This is a genomic window from Janthinobacterium sp. PLB04, assembly GCF_021165895.1.
GTDB lineage: Bacteria > Pseudomonadota > Gammaproteobacteria > Burkholderiales > Burkholderiaceae_D > Janthinobacterium > Janthinobacterium lividum.
Map to the genome: position 1 here is coordinate 5,878,680 of NZ_CP088968.1, position 18,864 is coordinate 5,897,543.

The window sequence follows — 18,864 nt, forward strand, 5'->3', positions numbered from 1 at the left end:
TTATTGGCGGGCGCCCGCGTGGTAGACGCCGGGCACGGGTTCGCCAGTCACTTCCAGCACGCCCACGGCGCCCTTGCCGGCGCGCGACAAGGCATGGTCGACCAGCAGATAGCTGCCCGGATGCTGTACCTTGAGTTCGACGATGGTCGCGCCGCCCGGTGCCACCAGGGTGGTTTGCACGTCGTGTTTCGGGCTGCTGATCGAGCCTTCGCTGTACACCTTGTCGAATATCTCGCCGATGATGTGGAACGATGAAATCTTGTTCGGGCCGCCGACGCCAAAATAGATGCGCACCGTCTCGCCGACTTTCGCCTGCAATTTGTGCGTCTTGCTCAGGGCGCCCACTTCGCCGTTGAAGACGTAGTAATCGGGCAGTTCATTGGCCATTTTTTCCAGGTTCGGTTCCTGGTGCACGGGCGCGCCGTGCGGACGGCCCGTGTACATCTCGCCCTGCATCACGTAATACTCGCGGTCGACTTTTGACAGGCCGCCTTCCGGTTCGACCAGGATCATGCCGTACATGCCGGCCGCGATATGCTGCGGCACCAGGGGCGTGGCGCAGTGATACACGTACAGGCCCGGATTGAGCGCCTTGAAGGTGACCGTTTTTTCCTGCCCCGGCGCCACCTGCGTGTGCTGTCCGCCGCCATGGCCGCCCGTCACTGCGTGCAGGTCGATCGAGTGGATCATCTTGCTGTCCTTGGCATTGAACAGGGTCAGTTCCACCGTGTCGCCCACCTTCGCGCGCAGCATCGGGCCGGGCACTTGCCGGTTGAAGGTCCAGTACGTAAAACTGGTGCCGTCATCGAGCTTGCCCGGCAGTTCCACCGTCTCCATGCGGTATTTCAGGGTTTGCGGCGCGCGCGCGCCGATGGCGGCCGGCACGGAGGCCGGATTGGCGGCAACGCTGACGGCCGATGGATCGGGACCGCGCATCGGCGACGGTGCGGGCGTGTACAGAGCCAGCGCGGCGGCCTGGCTCGATTCGCTGGCAGCGCTGCCGGCGCCAGCAGCCTTCGGTGCCCCGGCTTCAGCCAGCGAGGTGCCGCTCACTTCCAGCTTGCCTTCCATGCCGATCTGGCGGTGGCCGGGAATCGAGCAGTAATAGGTGAACGTGCCGGCGCGCGTGACCTTGAAGCGCACGGTGGTGCTGCCGCTATTGGCGCTGAACTTGGCCGAGGCCACGTTGAGTTCCGGGATCAGCAGGTCGTGCTCGGCGCCTTCGCCGCTTTTCAGCACAAGTTCGACCGTGTCGCCCACCCTGGCCGCCAGCACGGGATTGACCTGGCCCTTGGCATCGATGAACACCATCTTACCGTCGACGATATTGGTTTGCAGTTCATAGCGCTTGAGCGTGGCGGCGGCGGGTTTGGCCGCAGTGGCGGCAGCGCTGGCCGGCAGGCTCGCCTGGGCTTGCACGGACAGGGGCATGGCCAGTACGCAGACGGCGGCGGCAATGGCGCGGAGGGGGGGAGTCGTTTTCATCAAGCTTTCCTTGGTCTTGTATGCCGGTTCGGCCCCCTTACCTAGGCAAACGACGTGCCAGGAAAAACTTGTTTTAAATCAATGATTTGAAAATTGCAGGGTCGGTATGACCCTTTTAAAGCATGGTCCGTTGTACCCTGCATGGTACTTATGACCACCACTGCCATCCACCTGCTGCTGCTCACCGACCTGGTCGCCGACCTGCCCGTGGCCGTGCGCCTGCAGCGCCTGGTCGGCAGCCTGCGCGCCCACTTCGGCTGCGAGGCCGTGGCCTTGCTCAAGCTCGATGGCGAGCATTTGCGCCCCGTGGCGATGGCCGGCCTGGCCAGCGACGCGCTGGGACGCCGCTTCGCCGTCGCCGATCATCCGCGCCTGGCCGCCATCCTGCAGCGGCGCGGCGTGCTGTGCTTCCATCACGACAGTTCCTTGCCCGACCCCTACGATGGCCTGATCGCCGAGCGGGCCGGCGAGCCGCTGCCCGTGCACGACTGCATGGGCATGGCGCTGGATCTGGAAGGCGAACGCTGGGGCGTGATCACGCTCGACGCGCTGCAGGTGGGCACTTTCGATACGCAGGCGCAGCGCGACCTGGGCGAGCTGGCCTGCGCTATCGAGGCGGCCGTACGCGTCACGCGCCTGGAGGCGGAAATCCGCGCCCTGCGCCTGTCGGGCGGCGCCATGCTGGCCGATGCGCAAGCGCCGCGCGAGGAACACGATTTCGTCGGCCAGAGCAGCGCCATCACGCACTTGCTGCACGAATTGCAGGTGGTCGCCGATTCCGAACTGCCCGTGCTGCTGCTGGGGGAAACGGGCGTCGGCAAGGAACTGTGCGCGCACCGCCTGCACCGCCTGTCGCGCCGCGCCGGCAAGCCCCTGATCCATGTCAATTGCGCGGCCTTGCCCGAGTCCCTGGCCGAGAGCGAATTGTTCGGCCATGTACGCGGTGCGTTTTCCGGCGCCGTCAGCGACCGGCCCGGGCGTTTCGAGGCGGCCGAAGGGGGCACCCTGTTTCTCGATGAAGTGGGGGAATTGCCGCTGTCGATACAGGCCAAGCTGCTGCGCACCTTGCAAAATGGCGAAATCCAGCGCCTGGGCGCGGACCGGCCGCGCAGGGTCAACGTGCGCGTGATTGCCGCCACCAACCGCAGCCTGCGCGAGCATGTGCGCGACGGTTCGTTCCGCGCCGACCTGTACCACCGTTTATCCGTGTATCCCGTGCCGATTCCGCCGCTGCGCGAGCGGGGCAATGACGTGCTGCTGCTGGCCGGTGGTTTCCTGGAACTAAACCGCGCGCGCCTGGGCTTGCGCAGCCTGCGCCTGTCCGCCGCGGCGGAAAACGCCTTGTGCCATTACCGCTGGCCGGGCAACGTGCGCGAACTGGAACATGTGATCAGCCGGGCCGCGCTGAAAGCCGTGATCCGCGGCGCGGACCGCAAGGACATCGTGACCCTGGAAACGGATATGCTCGACCTCGATGCGCTGGAAGCGCCGGCCGGCGAGAACGCGCTGCCGCTGGCGCCAGCCGTGTGCGGCACGCCAGCGGCGCCGCTGCTGTCCATGCATCAGATCGTGGAAGCGAGCCAGCGCCAGGCCATCCGGCAAGCGCTGGTCCTGCATCAGGATAACTGGGCCGCTGCCGCGCGCCAGCTGGGGCTGGACGCCAGCAATTTACATAAGCTGGCGCGCCGGGTCGGCTTGAAAGCCTGAACCGGGGTAAAAACTCAGCGGTGAGTGACCAGGGTGCTCGGCAGGCTGTGGAAGTAGGCGGCCAGGTCCTTGATGTCCTGGTTGCTCAGCGGTTTTACCTGGCCCGTCATGATGGCGTTGTTGCGGCCATTGGGCTTGTCGCCCCGTTTATACGCCGTCAGGGCGTGTTCCAGGTAGTCCTTGTGCTGGCCCGCCAGTTTCGGATAGGACGGATCGATGGGCGAACCGTAATCCTTGCCGTGGCAGGTGGCGCAGCTGTATTTTTCGGCCAGGGCCTTGCCCGTGTTGATATTGCCGGCGGCGCTGGCGCCGAACGAGACGGTGGCGCAAACGAGGGCGGCGAGTAGTTTTTTCATCTGACTGGTCCTCAGTTCGTCTTGGCTTGTTGCGCATAATACGCGGCGACATCAGCGATATCCTGGTCCGACAGGCTGCTGGCGATGCCCTTCATGCTGGGGTGCTTGCGGTCGCCCTTCTTGTAGGCTTGCAGCGCATTCTCGATATATTTTGCCGGCTGGCCGCCGATCATCGGCACCTGGAATACTTCAGGAAAGGTTGCCTTGTAACCGGGAATGCCGTGGCAGCCGATACACATTTCCACCTTGGCAGGGGCTGCCTTGGCGTTTCCTACAATGTCAGCCGCTGTGACGGCATTTGCTATGCCGGCAAGCACGAGAAGTGCAAATATTTTTTTCATAGTGGCAATGTGAACAAAGGTAATCGGAGAAACGCCAGAGCTGGTTTTTTATTGATTTTATGTATTGACAATTAAGGTTGACAATTAATCTGCTGCTTGCCGATTCTAGCCAAGATATTCTTGCAAGTCCACCTATAAAACCCGCAGTGTAGGCAGGCAGGCACAGGCCGTCCGCGTGGCAGTGCGCCACAGTTCTGTTTATACTCACCATTTCCCTACTTTGGCAGACCGCTCATGCAAGCACAGCACACCCAGCAAGGCCAACGCTTCGAAGGTTCCGACAGCTATGTCGCCACCGCCGACCTGAAACTGGCCGTGAATGCGGCGCTGACCCTGCAACGCCCGCTGCTGATCAAGGGCGAACCGGGCACGGGCAAGACCATGCTGGCCGAGGAAGTGGCCGCCGCGCTGAACATGCCGCTGATGCAATGGCATATCAAATCGACCACCAAGGCGCAGCAGGGCCTGTACGAATACGACGCCGTCTCGCGCCTGCGCGATTCGCAGCTGGGCGACGAGCGCGTGCGCGACATCCAGAACTACATCGTCAAGGGCGTGCTGTGGCAGGCGTTCACGGCGCCCGAGCCGGTGGTGCTGCTGATCGATGAGATCGACAAGGCCGACATCGAATTCCCGAACGACCTGCTGCGCGAACTGGACCGCATGGAATTCTATGTGTATGAGACGCGCGAAATGGTCACGGCGCGCCACCGTCCGCTCGTCATCATCACCTCGAACAACGAGAAGGAATTGCCGGACGCCTTCCTGCGCCGCTGCTTCTTCCATTACATCAAATTCCCGGACAAGGACACGATGGAGCAGATCGTCGCCGTCCACTACCCGCACCTGAAACAGGAATTGCTGGCGCAGGCGCTGCAAACCTTCTATGAAGTGCGCGACGTGCCGGGCCTGAAGAAAAAACCGTCGACATCGGAATTCCTCGACTGGCTCAAGCTCCTGCTGGCCGAAGACATCCCCTTTGACGCGCTGCGCAGCAAGGACAACAAGGCAGTCGTGCCGCCGCTGCACGGCGCGCTGCTGAAAAACGAGCAGGACGTGCACCTGTTCGAGCGCCTGATGTTCATGTCGCGCACCAACCGCTAAGGAGCGCCGGTGAACGACATCAGCCCGGACAAGGTCTTCGTCCCCCTGGAACTGCACGGCATCCGCCTCGAAGCGCTGGCGCCGCACCACGCGCCTGGCCTGCGCGCGGCGGCCACGGACGGCGAGCTGTGGAACCTGCGCGTCACCTCCGTGCCCGAGCCGGACCAGGTGGACCAGTACATTTTCAAGGGCATCGAGATGCGCCCTTCGCGCTTCGCCTTTGCCGTCATCGACGTGGCCAGCGGCGAGGTGCTCGGCACCACCAGCTACCACGACGTGGTGCCGGCCATCGGGCGCCTGGAAATCGGCTACACCTGGTATGCCAAGCGCTGCCAACGCAGCCACGTCAACACCACCTGCAAATTGCTGCTGCTGGCGCACGCCTTCGACACGCTCGGCTGCGCGCTGGTGGGCCTGCGCACCGATAATTTCAACCACGCCTCGCAGGCGGCCATCGAGCGCCTGGGCGCGAAAAAGGACGGCGTGCTGCGCCACCATGCGCTGCGCCGCGACGGCACCGTGCGCGATACCGTCATGTACAGCATCACGCGCGGCGAGTGGCCCGAGATTGCCGCCCATTTGCGCTACAAGCTGGCGCAGCGCCCCATCGCCGCGCTGCCCCGCGCGGGAGCCGCCGGGGCAGAGGAAGCGCCATGCTGATCGACTTCTTCTTCACGCTCAAGGATGCGAAGATTCCCGTCTCGATCAAGGAATTCTTGACCCTGCTCGAAGCGCTGCAAAAGAACGTCATCGACGCCTCGATGGACGATTTTTACTATCTGGCGCGCCTGACCCTGGTCAAGGATGAAGCCCATTTCGACAAGTTCGACCGCGCGTTTGCCCAGTACTTCAAGGGCGTCAACGCGGCCTTCGACACGAACGCGGCGATTCCCCTCGACTGGCTGCTGAAACGCATGCAGCGCGAGCTGTCCGAGGAGCAGAAGGCGCAGCTGGAGAAATTCGGCTACGACAAGCTGATGGACCGCCTGAACGAGCTGCTGAAGGAACAGAAGGAGCGCCACGAAGGCGGCAGCAAATGGATCGGCACGGGCGGCACGTCGCCATTCGGCAATGGCGGCACGAACCCGGAAGGCATCCGCATCGGTGGCAAGGGCGGCAACCGCACGGCCGTGAAAGTGTGGGAAGCGCGCAGCTACAAGGATTACGACGGCGAGCGCGAACTGGGCACGCGCAACATCAAGGTGGCCTTGCGCCGCCTGCGCAAATTCGCGCGCGAAGGCGCGGAAGATGAACTGGCGCTGGACGCCACCATCGCCGCCACGGCCAATAACGCGGGCTATCTCGACATCAGGATGCGGCCCGAGCGCAAGAACCGCATCAAGGTGCTGATGCTGCTCGATGTTGGCGGCAGCATGGACGACCATATCGAGCGCACCGAGGAACTGTTTTCAGCGGCGAAGACGGAATTCAAGAATATGGAGTTCTTTTACTTCCATAACTGCGTCTACGACTACCTGTGGAAGAACAACCGGCGCCGCAACGCCGAGCGTTTTCCCACCTGGGACGTGCTGCGCAAATACCCGCCCGACACCAAGCTGATTTTCGTCGGCGACGCCACCATGAGCCCCTATGAAATCCTGCAACCGGGCGGCAGCGTCGAATACAACAACGAGGAAGCGGGATCGACGTGGCTGGCCCGCTTTACCCAGGCGTTCCCGAAATTCATCTGGCTCAATCCCGAATCGGAGGGATTATGGCAGTACCGCCAGTCGATCGGCGTGATGCGGCAACTGATGAACAACCGCATGTTCCCCCTGTCGATCGACGGGCTGGAACGGGGCATGCGTCTGCTCAGTAAATAAAGGCACGCAACAAAAAGTCCATGGCGGCAGGGGGCCGCCATGCCGTACACTGCGACACGGCACTACCGTGCGGAGCATCTCCGCTGCGGGCGGGTACCATACGCTGATACCAGCCCTGCCCAACCTGCTGCATCCTGTGCGCGGCCGCCATGGCCGCGACACTGTTCGATTGCGCACATCGTGCGCGCCTTCTGCTCCGGTAGAATCGGCGCATCGCTCTGCGCAAACAATGCACCATCGCTGCACCACGACATTGCCGCGCCAGCCCCGTGCTGCCGGCCGGTGCCAGCGCCATTTTCAAAGGAATGAGCATGCAAAGTCTGATCTCGATCGCCGCCGACCTGTCCTGGCCGTTCGCCATTACCCTGGCCTGGGTGGTGGGCGAATTCGGCCACCGCTGGACTGGCCTGCCGCGCATCAGTTTTTACGGCGTGATCGGTTTCGTCCTCGCGCAAACGCAGGTGGGCATCCTGCCGCAGACGGACGCGGGCCCCATGCTGGTGCTGGCCGACGTGGCCTTCGGCCTGATCCTGTTCGAGGTGGGCTACCGCATCAACCTGCGCTGGCTGAAGAACAATCCCTGGATCGCCGTCACGGGCCTGGTGGAATCTCTGCTGACCTTTGCCGTCGTCTACTTCATCGGCATCGAATTCGGCAGCACTTCGATGACGGCGCTGCTGCTGGCGTCGCTGGCCATGTCCACCTCGCCGGCCACCATCATGCGCGTCATCAACGAGGAACGCAGCTCGGGTCAGGTCACGGAACGCATCGTCCACCTCACCGCCCTCAATTGCGTGCTGGCCGTCTTCACGTTCAACATCATCGTCGGCTTCTGGATGTTCCAGAGCTCCACCGACCTGATCGAGGCGAGCAGCAGCAGCGCCGCCGTGCTGGCCGCCTCCGTGGCCGCCGGCACCGTCTTCGGCATCGTCGTGCCGGCCATGCTGCGCCGCCTGGGCAACATGGCGCAGGATGCCACCGTGGCGTTCGCGCTGTCGGTGATGCTGCTCGTCGCCCTCACCTACACCACCAGCCTGTCGCCGCTCTTGGCCACCCTCACCTTCGGCCTGGTGGCGCGCCACCGCCGCGTCGCCTTCAGCCAGGCGCAGCGCAATTTCGGCGCGCTGGGCGAGCTGCTGACGGTGCTGCTGTTCGTGTATGCCGCCTCGACCCTGGAATGGGCCAGCGTGGCAGCCGGCGCGGGCCTGGCACTGGCCGTCGTCGGCGGACGCCTGCTGACGAAGGTCGTCGGCGTCGCCGCGTTTTCGCATGTGAGCGGCATTTCCTGGCGCAAGGGCGTGCTGACGGGCGTGGCGCTGACGCCCGTCTCCGTCTTCATCATCCTGCTGCTGGAACACGCGCGCCAGCATGGCGTGAACTTCGGCGACGAATTGAACGCCCTGGCCGCCATCACCCTGGGCCTGGAACTGGTCGGCCCTGTGCTGGTGCAGCGCGTGCTGATGCTGGCCAAAGAAACCCACGAAATCAAGGAGCGCTAAATGCCGCTGGAACCCTTTGGCCAATCGGCCGCGCTGACCTTCGGCGTTGAACTCGAACTGCAACTGGTAAACCTGTCGGACTATGACTTGACGGCCGCCAGCCCCGACCTGCTGCATCTGCTGAATAAAAAACCGTTCCCCGGCAACGTCACGCCGGAAATCACCGAGAGCATGATCGAGATCAACTCGAGCGTGCACACGCATCACGGTCCCCTGCTGGAGCAGTTGCAGGAAATCCGCGACACCTTGATCACGGCCGGCGACAAGCTCAATATCGGCATCGCGGGCGGCGGCACGCACCCGTTCCAGCAATGGTCGTCGCAAAAGATCTTTTCCAAGCCCCGTTTCCAGGAAATCTCGGAACTGTACGGCTACCTGGCCAAGCAGTTCACCATCTTCGGCCAGCACGTGCACATCGGCTGCGCCTCGGGCGACGACGCCATGTTCCTGCTGCATTCGCTGAACCGCTACATCCCCCACTTCATCGCCCTGTCGGCTTCCTCGCCCTACGTGCAGGGACGCGACACCCTGTTCGATTCGGCCCGCCTGAACTCCGTGTTCGCGTTTCCCATGAGCGGGCGCGCGCCGTTCACCCTCAGCTGGGACCAGTTCTCCAACGAGTATTTCGCCAAGATGGAGAACACGGGCATCATCAAGAGCATGAAGGATTTTTACTGGGATATCCGTCCCAAGCCGGAATTCGGCACCATCGAACTGCGCGTGTGCGACACGCCGCTGACGGTGGAGCGGGCCGCCGCGCTGGCCGCCTACCTGCAGGCCCTGTGCCGCTACCTGCTCGAACGCCGCGAAACGCCGCCGGTGGAAGACGACTACCTCGTGTATAACTACAACCGCTTCCAGGCTTGCCGCTTCGGCCTCGATGGCGCCATCACGCACCCGAAAACCTACGAAACGATGTCGCTGCGCGAAGACATCATGACCACCCTGCGCAAGATGGAACCGCACGCCGAGGCGCTGGGCAGCACGCCAGCCCTGAAACACCTGTCGGACGTGGCCAAGCAGTGGAGCGACGCCCAATACCTGCGCAAGCAGCACAATGTGCAGGGCAGCGCCGAGGGCATGGTCGATTCGGCGATCCGCTGCTTCCGGGGCGAACCCATGAATTATTGAGGCCTGGCCCGTTCACCCCAACACCTGAACTGCCGGGGTCGGCCCCTCAGGGTCCGACCCCGGATCTTGCTTTTGGGGTGCAATCAGAAGCGTAGGTCGGATTAGCCCATAGGGCGTAATCCGACAATATTGTTAGCGCCAGTGCTGGCGTCGGATTACGCGCTTGCGCGCTAATCCGGCCTACAGTCTTCTTGGCCGCCTCTCCCTTCAGCTCGCGACGGTTTTGCCGGTCATCGTGACTTTTCCCCCAACAGCGCAAAGCCAAAAAACCACACCCGCCGCCCCCGTCATTTACAGCCCCTGCCCCCGCTTGTTACAATAAGTGAGAATGATTCTTATTATTGTTTAAAAACACCAGCCCAGCAGGGCCGGCCATGCAAGGGGAATGCGATGCCGCTGGCAGAGCCGCTACAACGCCAGGACATTGCGACACTGTATGCCGACCACCATGGCTGGCTGCAGGGCTGGCTGCGCAAAAAACTCGGCAGCACGGCGTGCGCGGCCGATATGGCGCATGACACCTTCGTGCGCCTGCTCGACCGCGAAGACGCCGTCGCCGCGCGCGAGCCGCGCGCCTTTCTCGCCACCGTCGCGCAGCGCGTGCTGTTCAACCATTACCGCCGTCAGAAACTTGAAGAGGCTTACCTCGACGTGCTGGCGCAACTGCCGCCCCGGCATGCGCCATCGCCCGAGGAACGGTCGCTGCTGCTGGCCACCGTGTTTGAACTCGACCGCATGCTCGACGGCTTGCCGCCTCCCGTGAAACGGGCTTTTTTACTGCGCCAGCTCGACGAGCTGCCGCAGGAAGACATTGCGCGCCAGCTCGGCATCTCGCTGGCGACAGTAAAACGCCATCTGCAGCGGGCCGCCAGCGCCACGCAAGCGTGGCAGCAGCTGCAAACGCAGCATGAACACCTGCCGCCCGCCATGCAGGCGACCCTGCTGCGCGCCTGCGTGCAGGCGAATGCGCCGCGCCGCCATGCCGTCAAGACCCTGGCCCTGCTGCTGGCCTGCGGCACCTCGCTGTATGCATTCGAACGCCGCGGCCCGTGGCGCGGCTGGACGGCCGACTACCGCACCGGCGTCAACCAGCGCCGCGTCGTGACCCTCGATGACGGCACGCGGCTCACGCTCAACACCAGCAGCGCCGTCAATATCGTTTACAACGGCGAACAGCGCCGCATTCAACTGCTGGCCGGTGAAATCTTCATCGCCACCGGCAAGGACGCGGCACAGCGGCCGTTCTTCGTCGACACGCCGCATGGCAGCCTGCAGGCGCTGGGCACGCGTTTCACCGTGCGCCTGCACGAGCAATATGCCAGCGCCGGCGTGCTCGAAGGCGCCGTCGCCGTGCTGGCCGACGACGGCGGCCAGCGCCTGGTGCTGCGTCCCGGGGAAGGCGCCCATTTCGACGGCGCCGGCTTACACCGCCAGGCGCTGGCGCCTTATGGCGGCGCCTGGCTGGACGGCATGCTGGTGGCGCGCGACATGCGCCTGGCCGATTTCCTCGCCGAGCTGTCGCGCTACAGCGACCATCCGCTGGCCTGTGCACCCGCCGTCGCCAGCCTGCGCGTGTCCGGTTCCTACCCACTGGCCGATGTCAGCGCCATCCTCGACGCGGTCAGCGCCAGCCTGCAGCTGCGGCGCAATACCGTCACGCGCTTCTGGGGCCATCAGGTGGTGCGCATCGAACTGGCGGCCCGCTGAAAAAATATTTTCTGCAAAGTGAGCTGTTTCGCCGTGCTCGCGTGACTTGGTAAGTAATGCTCGGGAAATTATTGTGAATTTATGAAGAACAGAACCGGATGCTGTGCAAGGCGCCTGCAGCGACGCAGTGCGAGCACTGCTAGCTGCGGGCAACACCGCACAGCGCCGCTTATGGAAGTCAGAAAACACAATAACTTATTGAGGGTTACTTAGATAGGCAGTCTCCATCTTGCGCATCCACGAAAGGTTTTATTCCATGCACCACGCTTCGCGTTCCCTCCTTACCCGTACCGTCCTGGCCTGCGCCCTGTCGCAAATCGGCATGGCCCTGGCCCTGCCGGCATCGGCCCAGGCGCAAACCCGGCAAGTACGCGCCTACAGCATTCCGGCCGGCGCGCTGGGCGACGTGCTGACGCGCTTTGGCAGCGACAGCGCCATTTTATTGTCGTTCTCCAGCGAGGCCACGCAAGGCTTGCGCAGCGCCGGCCTGCAAGGCAGCTACAGCCTGCAGGAGGGTTTCAGCGTGCTGCTGGCGGGCAGCGGCCTGCAAGCCGTGCCGCAATCGAATGGCGGCTACCTGCTGCAAAAGATCGCCGCCAGCGCCGGCGCCCCTTCGGCGGACAGCCGCGGCGTGGCCGTCATGAGCGGCGTCACGGTGGTGGCGGCCGCCGAGCGCAGCGCCGCCACCAGCGGCACGGGCAGCTATACGGGCGGCCCCGCCAGCGGCGCCACGGGACTGGCGTTGACGCAACGCGAAACGCCGCAGTCGCTGACCATCGTCACGCGCCAGCAGATGGATGACCAGAACAGCAATGCCGTCTCCGACGTCATGAAAAACGTCAATGGCGTGAGCGTGCAAAACTACGACAGCGACCGCTGGAGCTTCCAGGCACGCGGCTTTGCCGTCACCAATTTCCAGTACGACGGCGTGTCGGCCATCTATGACGGCGTCTACGACTGGGGCACGACGAACAGCGACATGGCCATCTATGACCGCATCGAGGTGCTGAAGGGCGCGACGGGCCTGATGAGCGGCTCGGGCGACCCGTCGGCCACCGTCAACATGGTGCGCAAGCGCCCCACCGCCAGCTTCGAAGGTTCGGCCACCCTGGGCGCGGGATCGTGGGACAACTACCGCGGCGAAGCCGATGTCTCCGGCCCGCTCAATGCCAGCCGCACGGTGCGCGGCCGCCTGGTGGGCGCCTACCAGGACAAGCATTCCTACCTGGACCGCTACACGCAGCAGAAATCCGTCGCCTACGGCATTATCGAGGCGGACCTGACACCCGTCACCCTGCTCACGGCAGGCTTCACGCACCAGGATTACAAGCCGCGCGGCTCGACCTGGACAGGCTTCCCCGTCCTGCTTTCCGATGGCACCCGCACGGATTTCCCCACCTCGTGGAACCCGGCCACGGACTGGAGCCGCCGCGACATGCAGAACACCACGCTGTTTACCTCGCTGGAACATACGTTCGCCAACGAATGGAAAGTGAAATTGAGCGCCAACCAGCTGCGCAGCAAGCATGACAGCGTGCTCGGTTCGGCCAGCGGCGGCAATCCCGCGCCTGTCACGGGCGCAGGCACGTATTTCTTCATGGGCAAATACAAGGGCGACCGCCGCCAGACCACCGTCAACGTGGATGCCAGCGGTCCATTCACGGCATTTGGCCGCCGGCATGAAGCGATGATCGGGTATTCCAGTTCGACGGCAAAGCAGGATGGTCCCGTCTACGAATCGGTCTACCCTCCCGTGGAAGGCAGCTATTTCGACTGGCGCGGCCAGTATGCGGAACCGGCATTCAAGCGCCTGGGCGACGACAACGACAGCACGCGCCAGAGCGGCCTGTATGGCGCCGTGCGCCTGCATCCCGTCGATGCGCTGTCCGTCATCGTCGGCGCGCGCGTCAGCAACTACAAGCAGGAACAGGACCGCACCTTCTTCGACGCCGGCACCGCGCGCATCACCTCGCGCATCGAGGAAAACAAGGTCATCACGCCGTATGCGGGCATCGTGTATGACCTCGACAAGACCTATTCCGTGTTCGGCAGCTACACCAGCATCTTCGCGCCGCAGAGCAACCGCGACATCAACCGCAACTTCCTGTCGCCCGTGCGCGGCAAGGGCGTGGAAGCGGGTGTGAAGGCGGAGTACCTCGACGGCAAGGTCAATGCCAGCGCGTCCCTGTTCCAGATCCGTCAAAGCAACGTGGCCAGTTCCGTGGGCGAAGTCAACGGCGAAGAGGCGTATAAAGCCATCGACGGCGTCACCAGCCGCGGCGTGGAAATGGAAGTGACGGGCGAAGTGGCCAAGGATGTGAAGCTGAGCGCCGGCTACACCTACACCCACGTGCGCGACGCGGATGGCAAGGATGTGTTTTCCACCATGCTGCAAACGACGCAGCCTGCCCACCTGGTGCGCGTGCAAGGCACGTGGCGCCTGCCGGCCAGCCTGGACAAGCTGACCATCGGTGGCGGCATCAACTGGCAAAGCAGCTACGAAGGCAATATCTGGAATCCCGCCATCGAGGACTATTCACGCATCAAGCAGGGCGGCTACGCGCTGGTCAACCTGTTGGCCCGCTACGAGATCAGCAAGAACGTCACGGCCAGCCTCAACGTGAACAACCTGCTGGACAAGAAGTACCTGACGGGACTGGGCCTGTTCCAGACGGGCTTCTACGGCGAACCGCGCAATGTGATGTTCACCGTGCGCACGAAGTTTTAATCAGCTTCCGTACAGCGCCAGCGCCCAGGCTGGCGGACGCAACTCCAGCGCCAGCGACAGGCAAGCGTGATCGAAGCGCGCCGCCAGCAGGTACACATTGGCAGCGCCCTTCGGCTCCCAATTCCCCGTAAAGCCCTTTTCACCGGCCGCCACGCGCTTGCGGTCGAAGGGCACGGCGCTTTTCGCGAACTCCTCGTGCGTCTTTCTGCCCTGAGCATAGGGCGCCAGCCAGGCCAGCGCCTCGGCCAGGCGCCGCGCTTCCGGCGCGCCATACCAGTCGTCGCCATGCCCCTGCGCCATCAGGGCTGTCGTCAGCAGCGGCTCCAGGCTGTAGGTGGTGTAATGCAGGGCGTCGCGCTGCTCGAAGTCGAAGGGTACGCCGCCGGCGCCGATATTGCGCGGCACGTGCGCCAGGAAGCGTTCCTTCGCCCGCGCGATCAGCAAGGCGTCGCCCGTGACATACGCGGCGGCCGTGCCGATCTTGATGCGGTGGCTGTGCCAGTTGTTGCGCGCCGTGGACGGGCCGCCCACCTTGATGTGATCACTCAAATACCCGTGCGCCAGGGTGCGGCAAAACGCCTGCACCTGCTCGCGCTCGACGCCGTTCAAGCGTTCCTGTACCAGGTCATAGCCCATCAGCAGGCTGGCCAGCTCCGTCTCGTCGACGGGGCTGAACGAGGGCTGATAGCTGCCGCTCCAGGCCAACAGCAGCTGGCGCGCCGCCTCGAAATGCGCCATCTCGCCCGACAGCCGCCAGGCCAGCGCCTGCAAGCGCGCCTGGCGCCAGTCTTCCTGCGCCTGCTGGCTGGTCTCGCGTCCGCCCTCTCCCTTCAGCAAGCCGCCCGTGCGCACTTCGGCCATCAAGTGCACGGGCCGCGCCGCATCCTTGCGTGCCGCCTTGACCACCTGTTCGGCAATGGCCGGCGCCACCCGCGCCTTGAGCGTGCGGGCGCGCGCGGCGGACGTCAGCGCAAACGGCAGCGGCCCCTCATGCGGGCGCGGCGCCGCGCGCAAGCCCGCCAGGGGCAACGCCAACAGTGCCGCCAGCACAGTGCGCCGGCGGATCAGGTGCGTACTCAAAACCGCGTCTCCCGCGCCGCGCGCAAAAAGTTATCGAGGATGGGCGTGCAATCGAGCAGCTCGACGCCGCCCGCCGAATGGAATTCCGGGTGCCACTGCAAGCCCATGACGAAGCGCGCCCGCTGGTAGCGGATGGCTTCGACGATATTGTCCCCTTGCGAATACGCTTCCACGGTGATGTCGCGCCCCAGGTCCTTGACCGACTGGTGGTGGATGGAATTGACGAGCGCCTCGCCCGCCTTCGGGAACATGCCCGCCAGCGACGAGCCTTTCGGGAAGACGATGCTGTGACGGTGACGGTCATACAGGTCGTTGACGTGCGAGGTGGCGCCTTCCACATCCGAGGCGATGTCCTGGTACAGGGTGCCACCAAAGCCCACGTTGATGAGTTGGCAGCCGCGGCAGATGCCCAGCACGGGTTTGCCCGCATCGACGAATTCGTGCAGCAGTTCCAGTTCGTACAGGTCGCGCGCGCGGTCGCCGTTCCATTCGGGCCGCGTGGCTGCCTCGGAATACGTCTGCGGCGAGACGTCGGCGCCGCCCTGCAGCACCAGGCCGTCCAGGTGGCGCGCATAGTGGCGCAAGGTGATATTGCTGGGATGTAGCTGGCCGCTGGTATTGACCGTCGGGATCATGAAGACCAGCACGTCGCGCGACATGACCCATTGGGCGATCGATTCTTCCAGGTATTGCAGGTTCTTGCTGCGCAGGCCAGTGGCGCCCGGCTCGGGGTGGAAAATGCGTGCCGAGATGCCGATGCGCAGGGTGCGCCGCATGAAATCGCGGCTGGCCTTGTCGCGCATGGAGCGGTAGCGCGACGAGATCACCCGCCAGGCCAGCGCCAGCGGCGTATCGTTGTCCTTCAGGTAGCGGGGGGCCGCGTCGCGCGCACGGTGCTCATCATCGGGTGCCCGGCGGCCCACCCGGTCAGGCCGCGACGGCGGTGATGCTGGCGCTGCGGGATCGGTGGAAGGAGGAAGCTGGGGATCTTTTTCGTCTGACATGGCAGGGCTGACTGAAAGCGGAGACGTTTTCAATATAAACCCCTGCCCCCGAAAGCACGATTCAATTTTGTAACAAAAGCATACGCACGGGGCATCCACGCAACACGCTCAACGCATACGGCCCGTTTACGCTGGCGGCCCCGCTTTTTAGAGAATCTTTACGCCGCCGCTGCTAATCTTGAACGTACCTCAACCACCGCTGCAAAGCCACCATGGAACCCCATTCACGCCTGCAAACGCATCAAGCGCATCAAGCACTGCCCCACCGCCATCCCCGCCTGCCCACCTTCCTCATGCATATCACGGTCGACAAAGCCTGCCTGGCCGAGCTGCGCCAGTTGGTCGTCAAGACCTGCGGCGGCATGCTGTCATTCATGCGCGTCGAGGCGGTCGACCATGCCGAGCGCATGAAAGTCTGGCTGTGCGTAACGGAACCGGCCCTGCGCCTGACCATGGATGCCGTCATGCGCCTGCTGCCGGCGGCGGAATTTGGCCGTATCAGCCAGGGGAAATCGCTATGAACCAGTATGCCTGCGAGCAGGCGATGTCTTCATCGCGCATCACCGCGCACTTTCAGGGCATCTGGGTGCCGATGGTCACGCCATTCCTCGATGGCGATGGCGAAATCGACTTCGACGCCGCCCAGCAACTCGCGTGCGAGCTGGCCGCCAGCGGCATCGACGGCCTGGTGGTGTGCGGCACCACGGGCGAGGCGGCCATGCTGAGCGCCGCAGAACAGACCATGCTGCTCGACAGCGTGCTCGAAGCCGTCGGCCCCCGCTTCCCCGTCGTGATGGGGATCGGCGGCAGCGATACGCACAGTGTCGTCGCCACGGTGCAGCGCTACAACGACCATCCGCTGGCCGGCCTGCTCATCTCCGCACCCGCCTATGTGCGCCCTTCGCAGGATGGCATCGTGCGCCATTTCCAGGCCATCGCCGCCGCCACCGACCAGTCCATCGTGCTGTACAACGTGCCGGCACGCACGGGCGTCAACATCGAACCGCAGACGGCGGCCCTGCTGGCGCGCGACTCGCACTTCGTCGCCATCAAGGAAGCGGGCGGCAAGCTGCAGCAGCTGGGCGAACTGCTGCTCGACACGCGCCTGGACGTCTTGTGCGGCGACGACGCGCTGCTGCTGGCCAGCCTGTCCATGGGCGGCCACGGCGCCATGTCGGCCGCCGCCCAGGTGCGCCCCGACCTGTATGCGCAGCTGTACCACCTCGTCAAGCAGGGCCGCCACGGCGCCGCGGGCGCGCTGTTCAAGACCATGCTGCCCGTCATCCGCCTGCTGTTTGCCGAACCGAATCCCGCTCCCGTCAAGGCGGCGCTGGCCATGCAGGGCAAGGTGCGCGACGCATTGCGCCTGCCGATGACGCCCATGTCTTCCGCCGGCCAGGCCGCCCTGGCCGCGGCACTCGATCCATTGATGCAGCTGCCCATATGGACAGCCAGCGACAGGGAAGAGCCGCGCGAAGGCTGTCTGCTGCAGCTGATCTCCCCTGCCAACATCATGCCAGCCGTACGCCAAGATGATCATCGCCATCACGGATGAACGCGGGGGGATGGAGAAATCCATCCTGGCCGGGCGGCTGGCCGCCTCGCGCGCGCTGGCCGGACGCAAGGTATTGCTGCTCGATGCCGATCCGCGCCAGGGCGCCATGGCGCAAGCCAGGAACATGCACGACGGCGCCATGCACGGCAGCCTGACGCGGCCGCGCCTGATGGCGCGCGCCATCAGTGCCAAGGGTTTGCAGCCGGAGCTCGAGCACTTGGTGCACTGCTACCACGACATCGTCATCGACAGCGAAGGCCGCGACTCCATGGGCAGCCGTTCGGCCCTGATCGCCGCGCGCGTGCTGGTGGTGCCGCTCGACGGTGTCGTCGATGGCGCCGCGCAGGCGGGCCTGGCGCGCCGCATCGCGCACGCGCGCAGCGTCAATCCGGGCCTGCGCGTCCTGCTGGCAACGGACACGCAGGCGGCGCCCGCCCATGCCCTGGCCGCGCAGATTCCCGCCGCCCGCGTAGTCAGCCTGGGACAGCTGTACTGCGCCGTTTTCAACCTGCCGGCCTAGCCTGGCGCATCACGTAAAAAAAGGCGGCGCATGCGCCGCCTCTCCTCCCTGTCAATTAAAACGTCTTGCTGACGGTCAGCTGCAGCGCCGTCTTGCCCATGAATTTGCCATTCACGGGCGAGGCATAGGCGGACTTGCCCGCGTTCGTGCCGATCACGGCCAGCGCGCCCGTCACCACGCCGAAGTCGCGCGTGACGCCCACTTTCCAGTCCGTGTAGCTAGCCGCGTCGTTGTTTTTGACCTTCTGGTGGCCCGCATGCAGGTTGCCGGTCCAGCCGTTCGTCAGGTCGATGGTGGCGCCGATGTCCAGGTAGCCGCTGTTCTTGCTGTTGACGATGCCGAACAGGTTCGAAACGGCGTGCGAATATTTGACGTAGGCGGGACCATACGACAGCTGGCCGTAGACTTCCTGCGTGTCCGCGTCGGCCAGGCCGGCGATATGCTTCAAGCCGTTGTCCGCATACACGTACGCCAGCACGCCCACGTCATAGCCAACGTCGCTGGTCAACTGGCCGCGCTTGCCCGCATACAGGTCCACTTCCACGTCGCCGCTGCCGCCCGCGTCCTTGGTCCACTTGATGGTGGAGGCCCAGGCGCCCGCGTACAGGCCCGTCGGGTTGTTGACGTAATCGACACCGCCCTGCAGCGCGGGTTTCAAACGCGTCTGCGAAATGCCGCGATAACGGTAGTCGGACACGCCGGCCACGTTGAAGCTGACTTCATTGTCGGGCTTGGCCTCTTCCGCGTGGGCCAGGCTGCCCGTAAAGGCTGTGGCGACGGCAAGTGCAAGTAACATTTTATTCATGGTTTTTTCTTCTTCATTG

The 18,864-nt window shown here is 64.2% G+C and carries 17 protein-coding genes and 1 pseudogene; 12 read left to right on the plus strand and 6 right to left on the minus strand.

What is annotated here, in order from left to right; all coding sequences use genetic code 11:
• Positions 1–1,485 (minus strand): copper-containing nitrite reductase, encoded by a 1,485-nt coding sequence (gene nirK, locus LSO07_RS26005; RefSeq protein WP_151097044.1) that lies wholly within the window; start codon positions 1,483–1,485, stop codon positions 1–3.
• Between the two features lie 150 nt (positions 1,486–1,635).
• Between nirK and norR the strand changes: the two genes are divergently transcribed.
• Positions 1,636–3,192, plus strand: coding sequence for a nitric oxide reductase transcriptional regulator NorR (norR, locus tag LSO07_RS26010; protein ID WP_151097046.1), 1,557 nt, complete (start codon positions 1,636–1,638; stop codon positions 3,190–3,192).
• A gap of 14 nt (positions 3,193–3,206) precedes the next feature.
• On the opposite strand, the gene LSO07_RS26015 is transcribed toward norR, so the two are convergent.
• A complete protein-coding gene (locus LSO07_RS26015) occupies positions 3,207–3,548 on the minus strand; it encodes a c-type cytochrome (RefSeq protein ID WP_034780283.1) in 342 nt (113 codons plus the stop codon).
• A gap of 11 nt (positions 3,549–3,559) precedes the next feature.
• Positions 3,560–3,889, minus strand: a complete 330-nt coding sequence (locus tag LSO07_RS26020; RefSeq protein WP_034746524.1) for a c-type cytochrome — start codon at positions 3,887–3,889, stop codon at positions 3,560–3,562.
• A 234-nt stretch (positions 3,890–4,123) separates the two neighbouring features.
• On the opposite strand from LSO07_RS26020, the gene LSO07_RS26025 reads away from it, so the two are divergent.
• The 8 genes and pseudogenes from LSO07_RS26025 (at position 4,124) to LSO07_RS26060 (ending at position 13,881) form a co-directional block, all read left to right on the plus strand.
• Complete coding sequence (locus tag LSO07_RS26025) at positions 4,124–4,993, plus strand: AAA family ATPase (protein WP_034780284.1); 870 nt, start codon at positions 4,124–4,126, stop codon at positions 4,991–4,993.
• Positions 4,994–5,002: 9 nt separating this feature from the next.
• Positions 5,003–5,653 carry a GNAT family N-acetyltransferase gene (locus LSO07_RS26030; RefSeq protein ID WP_034780285.1) on the plus strand — a complete coding sequence of 217 codons (651 nt, stop codon included), beginning with the start codon at positions 5,003–5,005 and terminating at the stop codon, positions 5,651–5,653.
• Positions 5,647–6,816, plus strand: a complete 1,170-nt coding sequence (locus tag LSO07_RS26035; RefSeq protein ID WP_070256030.1) for a vWA domain-containing protein — start codon at positions 5,647–5,649, stop codon at positions 6,814–6,816. Before LSO07_RS26030 ends, LSO07_RS26035 begins: the two co-directional genes overlap by 7 nt.
• A gap of 311 nt (positions 6,817–7,127) precedes the next feature.
• The gene (locus tag LSO07_RS26040; protein WP_034780723.1) at positions 7,128–8,315 is read left to right on the plus strand and encodes a cation:proton antiporter; all 1,188 of its coding nucleotides are present in this window, start codon (positions 7,128–7,130) and stop codon (positions 8,313–8,315) included.
• On the plus strand, positions 8,316–9,446 hold the full coding sequence (locus LSO07_RS26045; protein WP_070256033.1) for a YbdK family carboxylate-amine ligase: 1,131 nt from the start codon (positions 8,316–8,318) through the stop codon (positions 9,444–9,446). It begins immediately after the preceding gene.
• Between the two features lie 390 nt (positions 9,447–9,836).
• Positions 9,837–10,319 (plus strand): annotated as a pseudogene (locus LSO07_RS26050) (sigma-70 family RNA polymerase sigma factor); the annotation flags it as partial.
• A 54-nt stretch (positions 10,320–10,373) separates the two neighbouring features.
• Positions 10,374–11,153 (plus strand): FecR family protein, encoded by a 780-nt coding sequence (locus LSO07_RS26055; protein ID WP_225317483.1) that lies wholly within the window; start codon positions 10,374–10,376, stop codon positions 11,151–11,153.
• 256 nt (positions 11,154–11,409) lie between these two features.
• Positions 11,410–13,881 carry a TonB-dependent siderophore receptor gene (locus LSO07_RS26060; protein WP_151097050.1) on the plus strand — a complete coding sequence of 824 codons (2,472 nt, stop codon included), beginning with the start codon at positions 11,410–11,412 and terminating at the stop codon, positions 13,879–13,881.
• On the opposite strand, the gene LSO07_RS26065 is transcribed toward LSO07_RS26060, so the two are convergent.
• Entirely contained in the window at positions 13,882–14,961 is a 1,080-nt protein-coding gene (locus LSO07_RS26065) for an alginate lyase family protein (protein ID WP_151097052.1), read from the minus strand.
• Complete coding sequence (locus LSO07_RS26070; protein WP_034780288.1) at positions 14,958–15,965, minus strand: gamma-glutamyl-gamma-aminobutyrate hydrolase family protein; 1,008 nt, start codon at positions 15,963–15,965, stop codon at positions 14,958–14,960. The genes LSO07_RS26065 and LSO07_RS26070 overlap by 4 nt, the downstream gene beginning before the upstream one ends.
• Before the next feature lie 212 nt (positions 15,966–16,177).
• Between LSO07_RS26070 and LSO07_RS26075 the strand changes: the two genes are divergently transcribed.
• From LSO07_RS26075 to LSO07_RS26085, 3 genes are read left to right on the plus strand one after another with little or no spacing between them, the layout of a single operon-like run.
• Entirely contained in the window at positions 16,178–16,486 is a 309-nt protein-coding gene (locus LSO07_RS26075) for a hypothetical protein (RefSeq protein ID WP_225317423.1), read from the plus strand.
• Positions 16,483–17,520 carry a 4-hydroxy-tetrahydrodipicolinate synthase gene (dapA, locus tag LSO07_RS26080; protein WP_151097054.1) on the plus strand — a complete coding sequence of 346 codons (1,038 nt, stop codon included), beginning with the start codon at positions 16,483–16,485 and terminating at the stop codon, positions 17,518–17,520. The genes LSO07_RS26075 and dapA overlap by 4 nt, the downstream gene beginning before the upstream one ends.
• Complete coding sequence (locus LSO07_RS26085) at positions 17,498–18,040, plus strand: ParA family protein (protein WP_151097056.1); 543 nt, start codon at positions 17,498–17,500, stop codon at positions 18,038–18,040. The genes dapA and LSO07_RS26085 overlap by 23 nt, the downstream gene beginning before the upstream one ends.
• Positions 18,041–18,095: 55 nt before the next feature.
• On the opposite strand, the gene LSO07_RS26090 is transcribed toward LSO07_RS26085, so the two are convergent.
• Positions 18,096–18,845, minus strand: coding sequence for a TorF family putative porin (locus LSO07_RS26090; protein WP_151097058.1), 750 nt, complete (start codon positions 18,843–18,845; stop codon positions 18,096–18,098).
• Positions 18,846–18,864: the final 19 nt, after the last annotated feature.